15 protein-coding genes are annotated in these 17,349 nt (G+C 62.6%); 8 read left to right on the top strand and 7 right to left on the bottom strand.

What is annotated here, in order from left to right; all coding sequences use genetic code 11:
- The first annotated feature begins 14 nt into the window (after positions 1–14).
- Positions 15–1,163 (top strand): divergent polysaccharide deacetylase family protein, encoded by a 1,149-nt coding sequence (locus HK22_RS06670; protein WP_086648739.1) that lies wholly within the window; start codon positions 15–17, stop codon positions 1,161–1,163.
- On the top strand, positions 1,160–1,672 hold the full coding sequence (locus HK22_RS06665) for an RNA pyrophosphohydrolase (RefSeq protein WP_077803128.1): 513 nt from the start codon (positions 1,160–1,162) through the stop codon (positions 1,670–1,672). Before HK22_RS06670 ends, HK22_RS06665 begins: the two co-directional genes overlap by 4 nt.
- On the opposite strand, the gene HK22_RS06660 is transcribed toward HK22_RS06665, so the two are convergent.
- The 3 genes from HK22_RS06660 to HK22_RS06650 are packed head-to-tail and all read right to left on the bottom strand — an operon-like array spanning position 1,630 to position 5,156.
- Positions 1,630–3,384 carry an ABC transporter ATP-binding protein gene (locus tag HK22_RS06660; RefSeq protein WP_062110082.1) on the bottom strand — a complete coding sequence of 585 codons (1,755 nt, stop codon included), beginning with the start codon at positions 3,382–3,384 and terminating at the stop codon, positions 1,630–1,632. The genes HK22_RS06665 and HK22_RS06660 overlap by 43 nt on opposite strands.
- 45 nt (positions 3,385–3,429) lie before the next feature.
- Positions 3,430–4,620: a CCA tRNA nucleotidyltransferase gene (locus HK22_RS06655; protein ID WP_086648738.1), complete on the bottom strand. Its 1,191-nt coding sequence runs from the start codon at positions 4,618–4,620 to the stop codon at positions 3,430–3,432.
- Positions 4,617–5,156 carry a DUF1285 domain-containing protein gene (locus HK22_RS06650; RefSeq protein WP_233142466.1) on the bottom strand — a complete coding sequence of 180 codons (540 nt, stop codon included), beginning with the start codon at positions 5,154–5,156 and terminating at the stop codon, positions 4,617–4,619. Before HK22_RS06650 ends, HK22_RS06655 begins: the two co-directional genes overlap by 4 nt.
- Positions 5,157–5,309: 153 nt before the next feature.
- Here HK22_RS06650 and HK22_RS06645 point away from each other — a divergent pair, with 153 nt between their 5' ends.
- From HK22_RS06645 to HK22_RS06625, 5 genes are all read left to right on the top strand, one after another.
- Positions 5,310–6,338, top strand: a complete 1,029-nt coding sequence (locus HK22_RS06645; protein ID WP_086648737.1) for a MoxR family ATPase — start codon at positions 5,310–5,312, stop codon at positions 6,336–6,338.
- A 5-nt stretch (positions 6,339–6,343) separates the two neighbouring features.
- The gene (locus HK22_RS06640; protein WP_062033260.1) at positions 6,344–7,270 is read left to right on the top strand and encodes a DUF58 domain-containing protein; all 927 of its coding nucleotides are present in this window, start codon (positions 6,344–6,346) and stop codon (positions 7,268–7,270) included.
- A complete protein-coding gene (locus HK22_RS06635) occupies positions 7,267–10,017 on the top strand; it encodes a DUF4159 domain-containing protein (protein WP_086648736.1) in 2,751 nt (916 codons plus the stop codon). Before HK22_RS06640 ends, HK22_RS06635 begins: the two co-directional genes overlap by 4 nt.
- Complete coding sequence (locus HK22_RS06630) at positions 10,014–12,053, top strand: hypothetical protein (protein ID WP_086648735.1); 2,040 nt, start codon at positions 10,014–10,016, stop codon at positions 12,051–12,053. Before HK22_RS06635 ends, HK22_RS06630 begins: the two co-directional genes overlap by 4 nt.
- A gap of 77 nt (positions 12,054–12,130) precedes the next feature.
- Positions 12,131–12,748: an ankyrin repeat domain-containing protein gene (locus tag HK22_RS06625; RefSeq protein WP_062110073.1), complete on the top strand. Its 618-nt coding sequence runs from the start codon at positions 12,131–12,133 to the stop codon at positions 12,746–12,748.
- Between the two features lie 74 nt (positions 12,749–12,822).
- On the opposite strand, the gene HK22_RS06620 is transcribed toward HK22_RS06625, so the two are convergent.
- The 4 genes from HK22_RS06620 to HK22_RS06605 form a co-directional block, all read right to left on the bottom strand.
- Positions 12,823–13,908: a site-specific DNA-methyltransferase gene (locus HK22_RS06620; protein ID WP_086648734.1), complete on the bottom strand. Its 1,086-nt coding sequence runs from the start codon at positions 13,906–13,908 to the stop codon at positions 12,823–12,825.
- Entirely contained in the window at positions 13,905–14,528 is a 624-nt protein-coding gene (locus tag HK22_RS06615) for a ribonuclease HII (protein ID WP_062033276.1), read from the bottom strand. The genes HK22_RS06620 and HK22_RS06615 overlap by 4 nt, the downstream gene beginning before the upstream one ends.
- 146 nt (positions 14,529–14,674) lie before the next feature.
- Entirely contained in the window at positions 14,675–15,310 is a 636-nt protein-coding gene (locus HK22_RS06610; RefSeq protein ID WP_062110070.1) for a DUF4339 domain-containing protein, read from the bottom strand.
- A 75-nt stretch (positions 15,311–15,385) separates the two neighbouring features.
- Positions 15,386–15,676 (bottom strand): CsbD family protein, encoded by a 291-nt coding sequence (locus HK22_RS06605; protein WP_062029330.1) that lies wholly within the window; start codon positions 15,674–15,676, stop codon positions 15,386–15,388.
- Between the two features lie 294 nt (positions 15,677–15,970).
- Here HK22_RS06605 and HK22_RS06600 point away from each other — a divergent pair, with 294 nt between their 5' ends.
- Positions 15,971–17,317 (top strand): efflux RND transporter periplasmic adaptor subunit, encoded by a 1,347-nt coding sequence (locus HK22_RS06600; RefSeq protein ID WP_086648733.1) that lies wholly within the window; start codon positions 15,971–15,973, stop codon positions 17,315–17,317.
- Positions 17,318–17,349: the final 32 nt, after the last annotated feature.

The following is a 17,349-nucleotide window of genomic DNA, read 5'->3' as shown; positions in this document are numbered from 1 at the left end:
GGACATCCCGGATCGTGCAGAACCGTCCCGCCTCCAGCCGTGCAGGGCTCTGGCAACGACTTCCCGTTATCGGACGCCTTCTGATCGCGTTCTGGGCCGTCCTTCTGGCCGGAGCGGCGGCATTCCTGTTCCATCAGCATAAGCCCGTCGTTCTGGCAAAGGTCACGCCCCCAGCCCGACCGGAAGTCCCGCCTGCGCACAGCAGTTCCTCGATCGTCTCCACACCGATGCCAAGAGAGGCGATCCGGCCTATCAGTGCGCCTGAGACGCAGACGCCAGCGCCTCCTGCAACAGCAGAAGTCATTCCCTCCAAAGCCGTTCCGCCCACAGTCACAGCACCTTCAACCACAGTGACACAACAGGCACTTCCATCGGTGACGCCCTCCACGTCCACCGATTCAGCAGCCGTTGTAAGGCCGCCGCTGGCGGCTATCCCGGCGGACAAAACCGCCATTGCAATCGTGCTCCAGGGCTTTGGTTATTCTGACGCCCTCACCTACGACGTCCTTGCGCGCATTCCAGCTCCGGTCGCCGTTGGGATTTCGCCGTATGTCAGCAATATCGGCGACATTATCGCCCGAGCCCACGCCAGCCATCGTGAAGTTTATGTCACACTTCCGATGCAGAGCGCGCATCCCGAGCGCGTTGATGAAGGCCCGCACGCGCTGGGATATGGCAATTCCGCGGCTGATGACCAGCGTGAACTGGAATGGTGTCTGTCCCGCGCCACAGGCGCAGAAGGGCTGACGGACGCTTCTGAAAACGGGGACGATCAACCCGGCGGCGGTTATGCGACCTCGCCGGATTTTGCTCCGATCGCCAGCGTCATCAGCAGTAAAGGTCTTCTTTATCTGGCAGGCTCCGCACAGGATGGTCGCCACACACGCGGCATGACCGCGACGGCCTGGATTGATGGCGACACGGACGCAGCCACTCTGGACAGCCGTCTTGCCGCGCTGCTGCCCCAGAAGGGAAAGCCCACGAAAATTCTGCTGATGGTTGGTCCTGTCACCCCCGTCATGATCGACCGTCTTGCAAACTGGCTCAAAGGCCCGGCGGCCGCCAGCTTCGTCCTGGTCCCTCCCTCAAGTTTCGTCGATAGCGGTATCGGGAACGAGCAGGCCGCCAATTTATCTTCCGCCAGCCCGGTTGCCCCTCTATGAGCGATCCCATGACCCTTCCCTACCGCCCGAATGTCGGAATTGCCCTCTTCAACCGGGAAGGCAAGCTGTTCATCGCCTGTCGGACAGATCTTCCGGGCCGGATCTGGCAGTGTCCACAAGGTGGCATCGACGAGGGGGAGACGCCCGAAACAGCCGCCATGCGAGAGATGGGCGAAGAAATCGGAACACAGAACGCGCGTATCCTCGCCCAACGCGAGGAATGGCTATCCTACGACCTGCCCGCTGTCTTGATCGGAAAGGCTTTAGGGGGCCGTTTCCGGGGGCAGACCCAGAAGTGGTTCGTGATGGGATATGAAGGACGCGATTCCGAAATCCGTCTGGATCTTCATGAGCCAGCGGAATTCGACTGCTGGGAATGGGTTGAGCCGGACGAGGTGCTAGCACGCGATCTGGGCTTCAAAAAAGACCTTTACGCCGCTCTGATCCCGGAACTGACGGCCCTGTTTCAGGCCGCCGCCAAAGACTGGGTCCGCACCAGTCTCGCGTAAAGACCGTCTTTCCGGAGCAGTTCCGCATGCGTCCCCGCTTCGACGACGGCTCCGTGATCCATGACGACGATGAGATCCGCCGCCTGCACCGTTGAGAGGCGGTGTGCCACGATCACAGTCGTGCGGCCCGAGCGCAGATTGGCCAAAGCTTTCTGAACCCGCGCTTCACTTTCGGAATCAAGCGCACTTGTCGCCTCATCCAGCAGCAGTACCCGCGGGTTGCGTAAGAGGGCGCGGGCAAGAGCCACACGCTGGCGTTGCCCACCAGACAGGCGACGTCCCCCCGGTCCCACGCGGGTTTCCAGTCCCGCTGGCAGATTATCGAGAAAATCGACGGCCGCCATGGCACACGCTTTTTCAACCTCGTCGCGCGATGCGGATGGCCGCCCGATCCAGATATTCTCAAGCAGGGACATGTCAAACAGGGTCGTATCCTGGCTGACATAGGCGATGGCATCGCGCAGGGATGAAAGCGTCAGATCACGCAGATCCACGCCTTCCAGCCGGATACTCCCTTCACTCACATCATGCAGACGCGGGATCAGGGAGAGCGCCGTGGATTTTCCTGCACCGCTCGGGCCGACAAGTGCGACGGTTTTCCCGGGCTGCACATCGAAAGTCAGGCCCCGCAACGCGATCCGGCCGTCTTCATAACGATAGCTGGCCTGCTCGAAAACCAGATGTCCCTTTCCTGCAGGCAGGGGTTTCGCACCCGTCCGCTCCATCACTGCGGGAGGTTCGTCAATTACAGCGAAAACACGCGACAATCCGGCCAGCCCTTCCTGAAGAGCCGTGTTCAGAGATCCCAGCGCGCGGATGGGTCGGGATGCGGTGAGGAGGGCCGCGATAAACGCAGTGAAGTCCCCGAGTGTCGCGCCGCCCTGCGCCGCCCGCCAGCCCGCGAACCCCAGCACGGCAGCCACCGCTGCGCCCCCCAGAACCTCAAGCACCGGATCGACGCGGGCACGGCCTTTTGCAATGCGCAGAAATGCCGAATGGAGCAGATCGAGGGAGTGATCGACCCGCGTGCTTTCCCGGTCTTCCATACGGTAAATACGGATCTGCCGGGCCAGAGCGAAACTTTCGTTCAGCAGGGCCGACGTTTCGCCAATCTGCTCCTGCATGCCGCCCGAAGCACGGCGCACTTTTTTGCCCAGCTTCTGGATGGGGACAGCCGCAACCGGATACAGCACGAGTGCGATCAGACTCAGTTCCCAGTCCGTCACGATCATGGAAATCACCAGCCCCACCACCGTCACAGCGTCTCCGAGTGCATTGACCACGCGGATCATCGCCTCGCGGATCGAAATGGCGTCCGTGGTGAAGCGGGCGGCCCATTTGGCAGGCGCGTCTTTTTCAATCGTCGAGACATCCGCCTGGAGCGAATGAGCAAACATGCGGGACTGCAATCCCCGGATCACCGCCAGAACCAGCCCCTGCACGGCAATCGTCTGCCCATACTGAGACGCGGCCTTGAGTCCGGTCACAAGCACGACAAGAGCCGGGACCTGATACAGGATCCGGGAATCATGCGCCGCAAACATGTCCACGGCCCGCTTGATGACGGCGGGATAAAGCGCGGTCAGCGCGGCCATCAGAACGGTCAGAACAACGACGGAAATGATCCGTCCTACATGCTGGCGCATTTCCTCGCGCCAGATGCGTTTCATCAGGACGCGGCTGTCCGTATCAAGGGCTGTGGTTTTCGTCATGTCCGGGGGTGTAGCAAACCTTGCGAAAAGGACGAAACCGCGATCTCACGGATATCCGGCAAGATAGGCCAGACACTGCGTCCGATCCGGCAGACATCCCTGCGTCATCCACCAGTCCCGGCCTTTTTTCAGCCACTGTCCCATTCCCGGCCCCGGCAGGATCCCCTGAGCAAGAGCATCCCTGCCCGATAGCGGGAAATGAGGCTGGGGAAGAGCCTGCAATCCGGAACGAAACCGGTCCCATGTGCTGTCGGGCTTACCCACAAGACGGGCCTGATACAGCCAACTCCGTTCCACAAGCTGATCCAGATCCTGCTCTGCGCGAAGACGCCGCAGATCATCGTCAGACATGCCCGGCGACAAGACTGGTCTGTCTGAGGCCCAGACTTCAATTCTTGCCGCATCTGCATTGGAAAGTTTCAGCCGCCCAGGCAGCTCCCGACTGTTCTCATGGCAAAGAGCAAATAACCTGAGCAGGGGATTTGCCGGAGCATCGCAGTTCAGCATACGATTCAAAGCGGCCAGATCCGGGTCAGGCAGAATAACCTGCAACAGCCCGACCGCCGCCATTGCTGTGATCGTTTCGGCAACGCGTGGACCCGACAGAATTCTTAAAAGTTCGGACGCGACCCGTTCGGCAGAGAGCGTCTCAATCAGCTTCAGATGTTCCGAAACGGCTTTACAGGCCGCCGGATCAGGGATGCCGTTTCCATAACGCGCGTCGAACCGGAAGAAACGCAATGCCCGCAGGGCGTCTTCCGCAATCCGGCACGGTGCGTCCCCGACGAAGCGGACCTGACGCTTTCTCAGATCCTCCTGCCCCCCGAAATAATCATGGAGCCGGTCATGACGGTCCAGCGACATGGCATTGATCGTAAAATCACGCCGGGCTGCGTCTTCCGCCCAGTCCTGCGTCCAGACCACAACTGCGCGACGCCCATCCGTTTCCGCGTCACGACGCAGCGTCGTAATCTCGTACGGAACTCCATCCAAGACCGCCGTCACCGTTCCATGAGACAGACCGGTCGGGATCACCCGGATTCCCACATCTTCCAGCAGGTGCTGGACCTCTTCGGGAGGCTCCGGAGTCGCAAGGTCCAGATCGTGGACAGGAACGTCTGCGAGCAGATCGCGGACGGAACCGCCGACAAGACGGGCCGCAGGCAGGACGCTCCAGATCCGATCCAGACCCTTCCTGTCCGGCAGACGGTCCAGCAGGCCGGGGCGCTGCGTCATGCAGGGCGCGAAAGCGGGAAAAAGCAGTCCTGGCTCCAGACACCGAGACAGGGTTTTCCCTTCACATGTCCAGGAACAGCAAGAGCTGCGAGTTCATAATGGACAGGGCGCGTCACCCGCGCCTGAATGGGAAAGGCGCCTTCGCCATCCCGGACGTGGACGTAAGGCACGCCCGCACACTCTTCCGAAGGCCGATCCCAGTCACACGATAGCGGATGTTCGGGGCCGATACAGATCAGTTCGTCCATATTGGTGCGGAAACACAGATTTTGCTGCCGGCCGCAGGTGCCGCGGAAATCCAGTTCGACCGCCAGAAAGGGGGCATCCTCGACCTGGATGATCCCCTGCTCCATTGGGGTTTTCAGCCAGTAGATGCCTTCGGAGTCCCGGGTCAGCATGGACGAGAACATGCACAGCATGGCTTTGCGCTTTACCGCGGAGCCGCGATACAGCCATGTGCCGTCGCGCTGGATCAGAAAGGGCAGCTTTCGAGGGCCCGTGGAAGAGCAGCCGGAAAAGGGAGACGGTGCCACCAGCGGATCTGGAGCCGCGAAGACGTCAGGCCGGGCCGCCTGCCGGAACTGATGATCGCTCAATTTTCCCTCCAACTGCATAAAAAACTCTCTTCTCACACCAACTTGGGTGCAATCGAGCCTTGATGAAACCCCCACACCTGTCAGACTGGCGTTATGAGCGAGCAGCAATATTCTTCCGGCGTCTCCGCCGGCACCCTGCGGGGCGAGGCGGACGTGGCTGAAGCCGATCGTCTGGCTCCGGTTCTCCATCATGTCCGTCAGGCCATCGGCAGCATTGTTCTGGGCCAGGACAGCGTCATCGAACAGGTTCTTGTCACGATCCTGTCCGGTGGTCACGCACTTCTGATGGGCGCGCCCGGTCTGGGCAAGACCCTGCTGGTCAACACGGCGTCACAGGTTCTGGGTCTGGAGGCAACGCGCATCCAGTTCACGCCCGACCTGATGCCGTCGGACATCACAGGGGCGGAAATTCTCGATCAGGATGCTGATGGACGACGCGCCTTCCGCTTCCTGCCCGGCCCGATCTTTGGCCAGCTTGTGCTTGCCGACGAAATCAACCGCGCCAGCCCCCGCACCCAGTCCGCCCTGTTGCAGGCCATGGCGGAACGTCGGGTCACGCAGGGTGGCAAGGATTATGCCCTGCCGCGCCCCTTCCATGTTCTCGCGACCCAGAATCCGATCGAGCAGGAAGGCACCTACCCCCTGCCCGAAGCCCAGCTCGACCGGTTCATGCTCCAGATCAGCCTCGGCTTTCCGAACCGGGACGCGGAACGGCAGATGCTGCTTCAGACGACAGGCGCCATGACGCCGACTGTTTCGGCTCTGATGAATGCCGAAAGTCTGCTCGCCGCCCAGAACCTTGTCCGGCGTCTGCCGGTCGGCGATCAGATCGTGGATGCCATCCTGAGCCTGACGCGTTCGCTGCGTCCGGAAGATCCGTCCGCCTCGCCGGAGGTACGGGAGGCCGTGTCTTACGGCCCGGGCCCCCGCGCGGCCCAGGCGCTGATGATCGCCACCCGTGCCCGTGCTCTGCTGGATGGCCGTCTGGCGCCAAGCCTTGATGACCTCGTGGCCCTTGCAAGCCCGGTCCTGTCCCATCGTATCGGGCTGGGCTTTGGCGCCCGTGCCGCCGGGACGGACAGCGAAGCCCTGATCCGCAAGCAGGCTCAGGCTCTCCTCTGATCGCCGTGAGAAGTCCGTCCGATACCCTGCGCAGTCTGTTTCGCCGCAACCGGGGTGCCAGTTCCGGCGCACCGACCGCGCAGGCGGAAAGCCTGCCCCTGCCCGCGCTCGTTCTTGAAGCCGAAAAGATTGCCGCAAGCCTGCAAAGCGGCGTTCACGGCCGCAGACGTTCGGGGCCGGGCGAGGATTTCTGGCAGTTCCGGCCCTATCATGCCGGCGAGCCAGCAACGTCCATCGACTGGCGTCAGTCTGCCCGCTCGCCGGTCGAAGACACGTTCTGGGTCCGGGAACGCGAGCGCGAGAACGCCCAGTCGCTGATGCTGTGGTGTGACCCCTCGCCCTCCATGCAGTGGCGGTCTTCCGATACCCTGCCGACCAAGGCGGAGCGCGCGCAGCTTTGCACGCTGGCGCTGGCGTCCGCGTCCCTGCGCGGCGGCGAACGCGCGGGTCTGCTGACCGGAATCGAGGCCGGACGCGCCCTTGCCGGACGTCAGGTTCTGCCGCGACTGGCGGCATCCCTTCTGCGTCAGGACGCGGATGAGCCCGAATTTCCTCGCATGTCTCTGGTTCCTCCACGGTCCGATCTGGTGGTGATAAGCGATTTCCTGTGGGACGAAGACCGGATCGACACGTTCCTCAAAACCTGCGCCAGCCGTCCCGTGCGGACCCATCTCCTCTGTATTCTCGACCCGGCGGAACGGGCGCTGAAACGCGCAGGACGAATCCGGTTCGAAGGGCTTGAAGGGGGCATTCTGACCCTTCCCGCCATGGAAAGCCTCGGTCCGGCCTATGAGCAGGCAATGAACGCGCATCTCGCGGCCCTCAAACAGAGTGCGGCGTCGCTCCATGCCGACTGCATCGTGCATGACACGTCGCAGAACCCGCTTCCGGCTCTTCTGGCGTTGCACATGGCGCTCGGAGGCGGCCGATGATCCTTCTTGCTCCGTTCCTGCTGCTGGGTCTGCTCACACTGCCTGCGCTGTGGTGGCTGGTGCGGGCGACGCCGCCCGCTCCGCAGGAACAGTCCTTTCCGTCCCTGCTCATCCTGAACCGGCTGACGGCCCGGCGGGAAGACGCCGCCCGTTCCCCGCTCTGGCTTCTGATTTTACGCATGGTGGCGGTGGCCCTCGTCATTTTCGGGCTGGCGCGCCCTGTCCTGACGCCGCATCAGACCGAAACCGGCAATGGACCGCTGACCCTCATTCTCGATGATGGCTGGGCCGCCATTCCGCACTGGACCGACCGCATTTCCGCAGCACTCGCGCTTGGCGAAACCGCGATCCGCAACGGTCAGGGCGTCACGCTGCTTCACGCCGCCCGCGCCCCCGATGGCGCGATGCCCGAAGCATTCACAACGCATGACCCCCATGCCCTGTCTGAACATCTCTCGCGCCTGCGTCCGCAGCCCTGGCCGACGGACCGTCAGGCGCTGGCTGCCCTGCTCGGGGGCCGGGATCTGTCGGACCAGCGCGTGATGGTGCTTTCGGACGGTCTGGCCGCGAAGGGAGACGCCGCGCTGCGTGGCGCGCTGGCAAAGGCGCGGTCCGTTCAGGACATGCGCTGGAACGGCTGTGACATCCTGCGCCTTGACGCCGCGACAGGCCAGGACGGCGCGCTTCATGCAAAAGTCGACACACTGCCCTGCCCGACCCGGACCGTGACGCTGCATGCTGTCAACGCCAATGGCGGCACGCTTGCGGCCTATCCCCTCACGACGGGGAACGACCAGACGCTCTCCCTCCCCGCGCTGCTGCGGAACCAGCTCGATCGTCTGACCCTTGAAGGCGCGACCGGCCCTGCCGCTGTGCATCTGATGGGACAGGCCGATCACCGCCGCCCGGTCGGTATTCTCCAGACGCCCGGCGACGCCACACCTCTTGTCGGATCGGCGTTCTTTCTCAATCGCGCCCTGCAACCGATTGCGGACCTGCATAGCGGCGACGCCACGGCCCTGCTGGGCGCACCACTGTCGGTTCTGATCGCAACGGATGGTGCGCTTTCGGGCGAGCAGACGCGCCATCGCGTTCTGGACTGGGTGCGGCATGGCGGAATGCTCGTCCGCTTCGCAGGCCCGGGTCTCGCCGCCGATCAGGCCGCCACGTCCGACGCAACCTCCGATGCGCTCCTTCCCGTCCATCTCATGAGCGGGATGCGTCAGCTGGGCGGCCCGATGTCGTGGGGGAAACCCCAGACGCTAGCGCCCTTCCCCGAGACCTCGCCGTTTTCGGACCTGACGATTCCGCCCGATGTCACCGTCTCAAGACAGGTTCTGGCCAAGCCCGAAACGGGGCTGACGGATCATGTCTGGGCGGCCCTGAGCGATGGCACCCCGCTCGTAACCGCGCGCGCCGAAGGCAATGGCGAGATCGTGCTGTTCCATGTCACGCCCTCGCCCGACTGGTCCAACGTACCGCTTTCCGGGCTGTTTCCCGACATGCTGGAGCGTCTGATCGAACGCTCCGCAGGCGTGGCGGGCGGCGGTCCGGCGGAACTGGCGCCCTGGCGTATTGTCGGGAGCGATGGCGGGCTCGTCATGCCGCCACAGGCTGCACGCTCCCTCCGCGCTGCGGATCTGGCGCATACGGATGTTTCCGTCACGCATCCTGCCGGGCTTTATGGTCCGGCCCGTGGAACGCGCGCGCTCAATCTCGGCGATGCTGCTTCGCCTATGGTGGAGGAGCCTTTGCTCGGGACGCGGATTTTGCCTGATGGCGCGCATGCGGATCGTCCGATCGGCCCCGCGCTGATGGCGGCGGGTCTGCTGCTGCTGTTGCTGGATCTGATCCTGTCCCTGCGGCGGCGCGGTCTGCTTGGCGCTCTGGCGGTTGCAGGTCTGCTGCTTCTACCGATGGCCCACGCCCAGACGCAGAATCAGACGCCAGCACAGACAACCGCTCCCCTTCCGGGAGCCGTGCCGCAGGCTGCGCTCGAAACGCGGCTGGGCTATGTCCTCACGGGGCATGACGATATCGACGCCGTCTCCCGCGAAGGGCTTCAGGGCCTTTCCGATTATACGACAGCCCGCAGCTCCGCCACGCTCGGTCATCCCGACGGCGTTGTTCCCGGCAAGGACGATCTGGCGTTCTATCCGCTCCTGTACTGGCCCATCACACCGGATATGCAACCCGATCCCGAACGCACGAAAGCGCTCAATACCTTCATGGAACACGGGGGGATCCTGTTGATCGACGAACAGGGTGCTGGCACCGACACGGACTCCGGAACCAGCGCCACCGCCCGGGCCGCGCTGCAACGCGTGACCGATGGTCTCGTCGTGCCACCACTCGCGAAACTGACGGACAAGCACGTTCTAGCCCACACCTTCTATCTGCTGCACAGCGGATTTCCCGGTCGCGTTGCCGGGCAGCCGGTTTATGTCGCACGCAACGGGGACGAGGCGAATGACGATGTCAGCCCTGTCATCATCGGCAATGGCGACTGGGCCCATGCCTGGGCCGTGGACGGATCGGGCAACCATCCCTTCGCCGTCATTCCCGGAGGCGAAGACCAGCGCACGCAGGCCTATCGTTTTGGCGTGAACATGGTGCTCTACGCCCTGACCGGAAACTACAAAAACGATCAGGCCCAGTATCCTGAAATGCTCCGCCGCCTCGGCAGCCCGGATTCAGCACCCGCCACAACCAGTCCCGACACCGCCGACGAGGAGGACGCACCATGATGTTCGATCTTTCTCCGATGCTGCCCGTCTGGCTGCTGGCGACGCTGGCCGCACTCAGTGTTGCAGGCGCGCTTTACGGTGCCCTGCGTGGCGCGCGCGGAATGCTCTGGCGGGCGCTGGCCGTTCTGGCCCTGCTGGGATGGCTGTCCGGGCCGCGCGCACTTCATCCGGTGCTTCGTCCGGTGCCGCAGGATGCGCTGCTGGTTGTGGATCGTTCGGCCTCGATGCAGGTAGGCCCCCGCACGGCCATCGCGGATCAGACCACACGGCAGATCATGCAGGACGCGGCCCGCCTTCCGGGCCTGACGCTCCATCGCGTCGATGTTCCGGGGGGCACGGGGCATGGCACCCGTCTGTTCGAGGCGCTGGATCATGCCGATCTGCCGCAGGGCCGTTTTGCAGGTGCCATCGTCGTGACGGACGGCATGGATCATGACGTTCCGGCCCATCTTCCGGCGCGCTTTCAGGGACCGGACGGACAGAAACTTCCGCTACATCTTCTGCTGACGGCGCGGGGCGAGGAACAGGACCGTCGCCTGCGCATCCTGAGCACGCCGCCCTATGCCATCGTCGGACAGAACGCCACGATCCGCGTTCAGGTCGACGATCTAGGCGCTCCGGGTGCGGCCGACGCGGTTCTTACGATCCGCTCGGGCGATGCCCCGCCGCAGACCCGCCCGATCCGGACCGGTACGCCCGCGGACATCACCGTTCCCGTGCAGCATCCCGGCGAAACGCTTGTCGGCCTGTCGGTCTCCCCGTTGGCGGGTGAGGCCTCCACCGAAAATAACAGCGAAGTCGTCCGCATCCGGGGCGTCCGGGACCGGCTGCGCGTGCTGCTGGTTTCGGGTGTACCCAATCAGGGCGAGCGCGTCTGGCGGCGGCTTCTGAAAGCCGATCCTTCCGTCGATCTCGTCCACTTCACCATTCTGCGCTCCCCCAACACCGATGACGGCACCCCGCTGTCGGATCTGGCGCTAATCCCGTTCCCCATCCGCGAATTGTTTCAGGAAAAGATCCGCAGTTTCGACCTCATCATTCTGGACGGCTTTCGCAACAGCAACATCCTGCCGGACGAATATCTGACCAATATCGCCGATTATGTCCGCAACGGCGGCGGCCTGCTGGTAACGGCAGGGCCTGAATTCACGCAGGACGGCACACTTCAGGATACCAGCCTCGCACAGATTCTTCCGGCCCATGTCGGGACGGACGGGGTCGTTACGCGGGCTTTCCGTCCCTCCCTGACCGATCTGGGTAAAACCCATCCCGTCACGGCTGGCCTGACGGAAGACTGGGGCCCCTGGTATCGTGCTCTCCGGCCGGACCAGTCCCATGGCGAAGACCTGATGCATGGCCCGGATGGCGCGCCGCTTCTGCTTTTGGACCGGGTGGATCGGGGGCGCGTCGCCATGCTCATGTCGGACCAGCTCTGGCTGTGGTCTCGCGGGGAAGGCGGCGGCGGACCGCAGGCCGAGCTTCTGCGGCGCTTGTCACACTGGCTCATGAAGGAGCCGGACCTTGAAGAAAACCGCCTGACGGCCCGGATCGAAAACGGTCAGCTCGACGTCGAGCGCCACGCCGCGGGACAGGCTGTTTCGCCTGAGGCTTTCGTCACGGCGCCGGACGGAAAACGGACGCCCGTTACCCTGAAACAGACGGATGGCGTCTGGCACGCCACGCTCGCCGCCACGATGCCCGGAATCTGGAGCGTCCGGCAGGATGGTCTGGTCGCTTTCGCCAGTCCCGTCTCCCATGACCCGATCGAACGGCAGGACCTGCGCGCCACCGCGACTGTCATGGGCGTCAGCGCTCAGGCATCGGGGGGAGCCGTGGTGTGGGTTGCGGATCATACGCCCCATCTGAAACAAGTTCCCATCGGCTCGACCATGAGCGGCTCGGACTGGATGGGCCTGCCCGTCGCCACGGCGGCCGTCGCAGGTGAGACGCGTACGACGGACCTCGTTCCCGCATGGGCGGCCCTGTTCGCGGCCCTGATTTTCCTCGCAATCGGCTGGTGGCGGGAAGGTCATTGAAAAAATGTCACAATCCGGCACCTCCGAGAGGCATCTGCAGACTCGCGCAGGACGAACGATCACAGTATATTGGTTTTATGCGACTGCTCCCCACCCTGCCCCGCCTGCTGCTCGTTGCCGCTCTGGCAATGACGCCGACGATTCTCGTACCCTGGCACCACGCCCAGGCTCAGGATGCCGACGACGCCGAGGCTGAACAGGAAGCCGAGGCCAATCAGAAGAAAGCCGAAGCCCGCAAGGCCGCCCAGCGCGCCGCGCCGCCTTCCGCCCTTCCGGGAGCAGAAGCCTCCGACGACGACGCCGGTCATGCCCGCGCCGATGTGAACCCGACCACAGCCCTGTTCGATGCGATCAACCGCGGCTCCCTCAACGCAGCGAAAGAAGCGCTCAACCGTGGCGCCGACATGGGCGGGCACAATGTTTTGGACCAGACACCGCTGGACATGGCCATCGACCTGAACCGCAAGGACATCATGTTCCTGCTGCTGTCGATGCGGACCTATAATCCCGACGGGAAGATCGAGAACAGCGTTTCCGATCAGGGCGTTGAAATGAAAAACGGCAGCGGCCATCTGACGATTGGTGGAAAGTCTGTCACGCCGAAACATTCTGCTGTCGCAGCATCCCCGCATTTTGACGCGAGTGGCGGAAAAGCGGATCCTTCAATCGGCTTCCTCGGCTTCGCAGGTCACTAGCCTCATCTGATCCAGAGACGAAAAAAGCCGGAGAGTAACTCTCCGGCTTTTTTTATGCGCGCTGTCGTCCGGTGTCAGCCGACGTTGCGCAGCGCCTGACTTTCCTGACGCAGGACGTCGATCTGAACGAACTGGCCGTCACGCTCGAAATACCAGAATGTCCAGCCATTGCAGGACGGAGCGCCCGTCAGGCCCGCGCCCAGCTTGTGGATGGAGCCGCGCTGGTTGCCCGATACGAGCGTACCATCCGGGGTCACGGTTGCTTTCAGACGCTTCTGCCGGTCGTAGAGCACGGTTCCTGCTGGCAGAATGCCCGTCTCCACGAAACTTCCAAACGGAATACGCGGCATTTCGCGCCGGGCCGGCGTGGTCGCAAGCTGTTCGGACGTCAGGCGTTCTTCGCGCGCCACGCGCTCCCGGGCGGCCTTGACGTAATCCGGATGGCGTTCGATGGCGATGTAATGACGCCCCAGCCGCTTGGCCATTGCCGGGGTGGTCCCGCTTCCGCAGAACGGATCCAACACCACATCATTGGCATTGGTCGAAGCCACCAGAACGCGATGCAGCAGACTTTCCGGCTTCTGCGTCGGGTGCAGTTTCAGGCCGTGTTCGTTCTTCAGGCGCTCGTTGCCTGTGCACAGCGGCAGATACCAGTCCGAGCGCATCTGAAGATCGTCGTTCAGGGCCTTCATGGCCTGATAGTTGAAACGATATTTGCTCTGCGGACCACGCGCCGCCCAGATCAGCGTCTCATGCGCGTTCGTGAAGCGCCGTCCACGAAAATTCGGCATCGGGTTGGACTTGCGCCAGACGATATCGTTCAGGATCCAGAAGCCCAGATCCTGCATGATCGCGCCAAGCCGGAAGACGTTGTGATAGGAACCGATGACCCAGATTGTGCCGTCCTTGTGCAGGATCCGGCGCGCTTCGCTCAGCCATTCGCGCGTGAAGTTGTCGTAGGTCGCGTAATCCGCAAACTTGTCCCAGTCGTCATCCACGCCATCCACGACGGTTTCGTCCGGACGACGCAGCTCGCCGCGCAGCTGAAGGTTGTACGGCGGATCAGCGAAAATGCAGTCCACGCTCCCGTCCGGCAGCGTCTTCATCATTTCGATGCATTCTCCACGCAGGATCTGGTCGACGGGAAATTCACCGCTCATGCTGCGTGTGCCTCTGCTTCAATCATGTTTCGTATTGGCGCGAACCCGCGCCTGTGATGGGGTGTCACCCCCCGGAGCTTCAGGCCCTGCATGTGCGCGGCCGTGCCGTAACCCGCATTGCGCTCCCAGCCATAGGCATCGTGGCGCATGGCCAGGCGCGCCATCAGGCGGTCGCGCGTTACCTTGGCGATGATGGAGGCTGCGGCAATGGACAGGCTGATCCCGTCGCCACCGATCACCATTTTGATGGGACAGGGCAGTTTCGGGGCGTGTTTGCCGTCCACGAGGGCAAGGTCCGGCACCCGGCCGAGCCGGGACAGCGCCCGGCGCATGGCCAGGTAGCAGGCCTGGGCGATATTGATCTGCTCGATTTCCAGAACGGATGCCGCGCCAATGCCGATCAGCACCTGTTCGTCGGCCATCAGGGCCTCATAGGCGAGCATCCGGCGCCGGGCCGTCAGTTTCTTGGAATCATCGAGAAGGGCAGACAGGGTTTCAGACGGCGGCGCCGTAAATGCCACGGCGGAGGCTACGACCGGCCCTGCCAGAGGACCACGCCCGACTTCGTCGATCCCGACGACCAGCCCCCCATGGGCAGCTTCCAGGGCGTAATCCGGCATTTCTGAGTGTCTCCCCGACAGATCACCGCGAAATCAGGTGACCGAATCGGTTGTGAATCATGGCGACTCGAAAGGGAACCCCAAAAATGCATGAGTTCTAAGTTTAATATGTCAAGTGTGGTGAGAAAGACTCTTTACCCCAAGCGTCAGAGGTCTTCCTGCTGGCTGTCCTGACCGGACGCTGACGGAGGCGATGGAGCGGGCTGATCCATCTGCCCGTGTCGCATCTGAATCTCTTTCTCGATCTGAGGGAACTGATAGATTTTTTCCGTCACATTGACCGTCAAAAGGACGAGACTGACGATCAGCAGCGAGAGCCCCCGACCAACGATCTGGCGGCGTTTCCAGAAATATCCCGGCAGAAACAGCCACCACCAGAAGCCCGGCGGCGTCTTTCCGCTTTCACGAATGGACGTCCGGTCCAGCATGAAGGAAACAAAAAACAGGATCAGCGACATCATCCCGACGACAGAAATCGTTCCCACCCGGCCGCTGTCCGGAATCTGGCGCAGGTCCAGAATCAGCAGCGTGAGGCGCTGGATCAGCCATGGTCCGACCAGAAGCACCCAGGCCCAGTGTTCCGAACTTCCCGAAGACATCCGCAGAAGCCCTGTCAGTGGAGAGACAAGCCCCGCCGCGCTGGCAGGGCGCCATGTTGATCCGAATTCCGGCGTCCAGACGAGCGTTTCGGGCTTGATCTGCCGCTGCATGATCAGGCGCAGGATTTCCTCACGGGAGACTGGACCGGCCTGTTGCCCGTTGTTGTCGTAAAACCATTCCATGAAAAAAGCCTCCCGGATTACTCCGGAAGGCTTCTAGCACAAAGACGTCCCTATGGTCGAAACGCCTGTGGCGCCTCAGTCGCTTTTGCGACCAAACAGCAGACCGCCGACGATCATTCCGACGACTGTTGCGATCACCAGCGAGATCAGCGGGCGATCCTGCACAAACGCCGTTGCGGCTTCGAGCTTGGTTTCGCCTTCGTCGTACAGATCAGCGAATTCCTGCTGCGCCATGCCGGAAAGCTGGTCAAACTTGCCCTCGGCCTGAAGCTTCGCATCGCCGGTCAAGCCACCAAAACCGTCCTTGAGCTTGCCCTTGGCGTCATCCACAAGGCCTTCGACCTTCGTTTCAGTTGTGTCGGCCATTTTGTTCTCCTCTGTCCGGATTAACCTGTCCTCAATGCAAACGCACAACACAGACATCCGGTTCCAACCCGATATGATCCCTGCGCGGAAAAGAGACAAGCCCCATGGAATGGTCATGACCAGTAATGTAACGAAAAGTATCATTTCCGGTCATTTTGATTTTCATTGCCAAAACTGAACAGGATTTAAGGTCGCGTCATGGCAGGCGCTGGCCTCCTGCCGTATAAGCAGGAAAACACATAACTTCGTCGCCTGAGAGCCCCGCGCTCTGCTATGCGGAAAGACAGAACCACCATGGATCAGCAGACGGCCAGCTCCAGCGACCGCCTTACGAACAGCACCGCCCAGTCCTCGCCCCCTCCCGCACGGTCCCGTCGTCGGCGCTGGATCCTCTGGGGCGCTGTTCTCCTGATCGCTCTTCTGATCCTTTTCGCGATTTTCCGCCCTCATGGCGCAACCCACAAGCATGGCCACAGCACCGCGGCTGACGGAAACGTGCAGCCCGTCGCCGTCGCGACCGCCCATACCGGCGACATGCCCGTAGTTTTTCAGGAACTCGGAACGGTCGTCCCGGTCACGAATGTGACGATCACGCCGCGCGTCAACGGCCATATCTCGGCCGTCTATTACAAGGAAGGCCAGCACGTTCATAAGGGTGATGAGCTCGAACTGATCGACCCGCGCCCTTACGAGGCCACGCTCTCCCAGTATCGTGGAACACTGGCCGCGGATATGGCGCAGCTTGAGAAGGCCCGCGTGGACAATGCCCGCTACCAGCGCCTGATCAAACAGAACTCGACCTCCGCCATGACCGCGCGTGATCAGGAATTCACGGTTCAGCAGCTTGAAGGTCAGGTCGAATTCGACCGCGCGAATGTCCGCAATGCCGAGCTCAACGTGATGTACTGTCACATCATTGCGCCTGTCGAAGGCCGTGTCGGTATCCGCGTGCTCGACGTCGGCAACTATGTGACGGCAGGCCAGTCCGGCGGTCTGACCATCCTGACTATGATGCAGCCCATCTCCGTAATCTTCACGGTTCCGCAGAACCAGCTGCAGGAGGTCATGAAATATCTGGACAAGACCGGCGAACTGTCCGTCGAAGCCTGGGACAGCGATAACACCCATAAAATCGCCACCGGCACCGTCAAGGCCCTCGACAGCCAGATCGACACGGCAACGGGTACGGTCCGGATGCGTGGCATCTTCGCGAACGAGGACGAGCACCTCTTCCCGAACCAGTTTGTGAACCCGCATCTTCTGGTCACGACGCTGCATGATGCCCTGCTCGTTCCCGGAAATGCCCTCCAGACGGGACCGGACGGACGCTTCGTCTACCGTGTCAAGCCAGACATGACCGTGGAAGTCGTGCCCGTCACCGTCGGCACGACAGACGGCACGAACGCCGTGATCGAAAAGGGCCTGAGCAGTGGGGACCGTGTCGTGACGGATGGTGTCAGCCATCTGCGCCCCGGCCAGAAAGTGTCCATCCCCGATACGTCTTCGCCGACGGCACAGACGACGGAAGCCGAACACAAGAGCGCCAGCCAGCACCGTCATCACCGCGACGGACAGCAGAGTTCCGATGCGCCCCAGCAGAAGAACGACCCGTCCTCGCCCGCCGACACCGGCAACCACTGACCGACGTCCAGAACAGTCAAACAGGGAACATC

This window comes from Gluconobacter sp. DsW_056 (assembly GCF_002153595.1).
Classification (GTDB): Bacteria; Pseudomonadota; Alphaproteobacteria; order Acetobacterales; family Acetobacteraceae; genus Gluconobacter; species Gluconobacter albidus.
The sequence above is the reverse complement of the archived record's forward strand: the minus strand, read 5'-3'. Positions and strand labels throughout refer to the sequence as shown.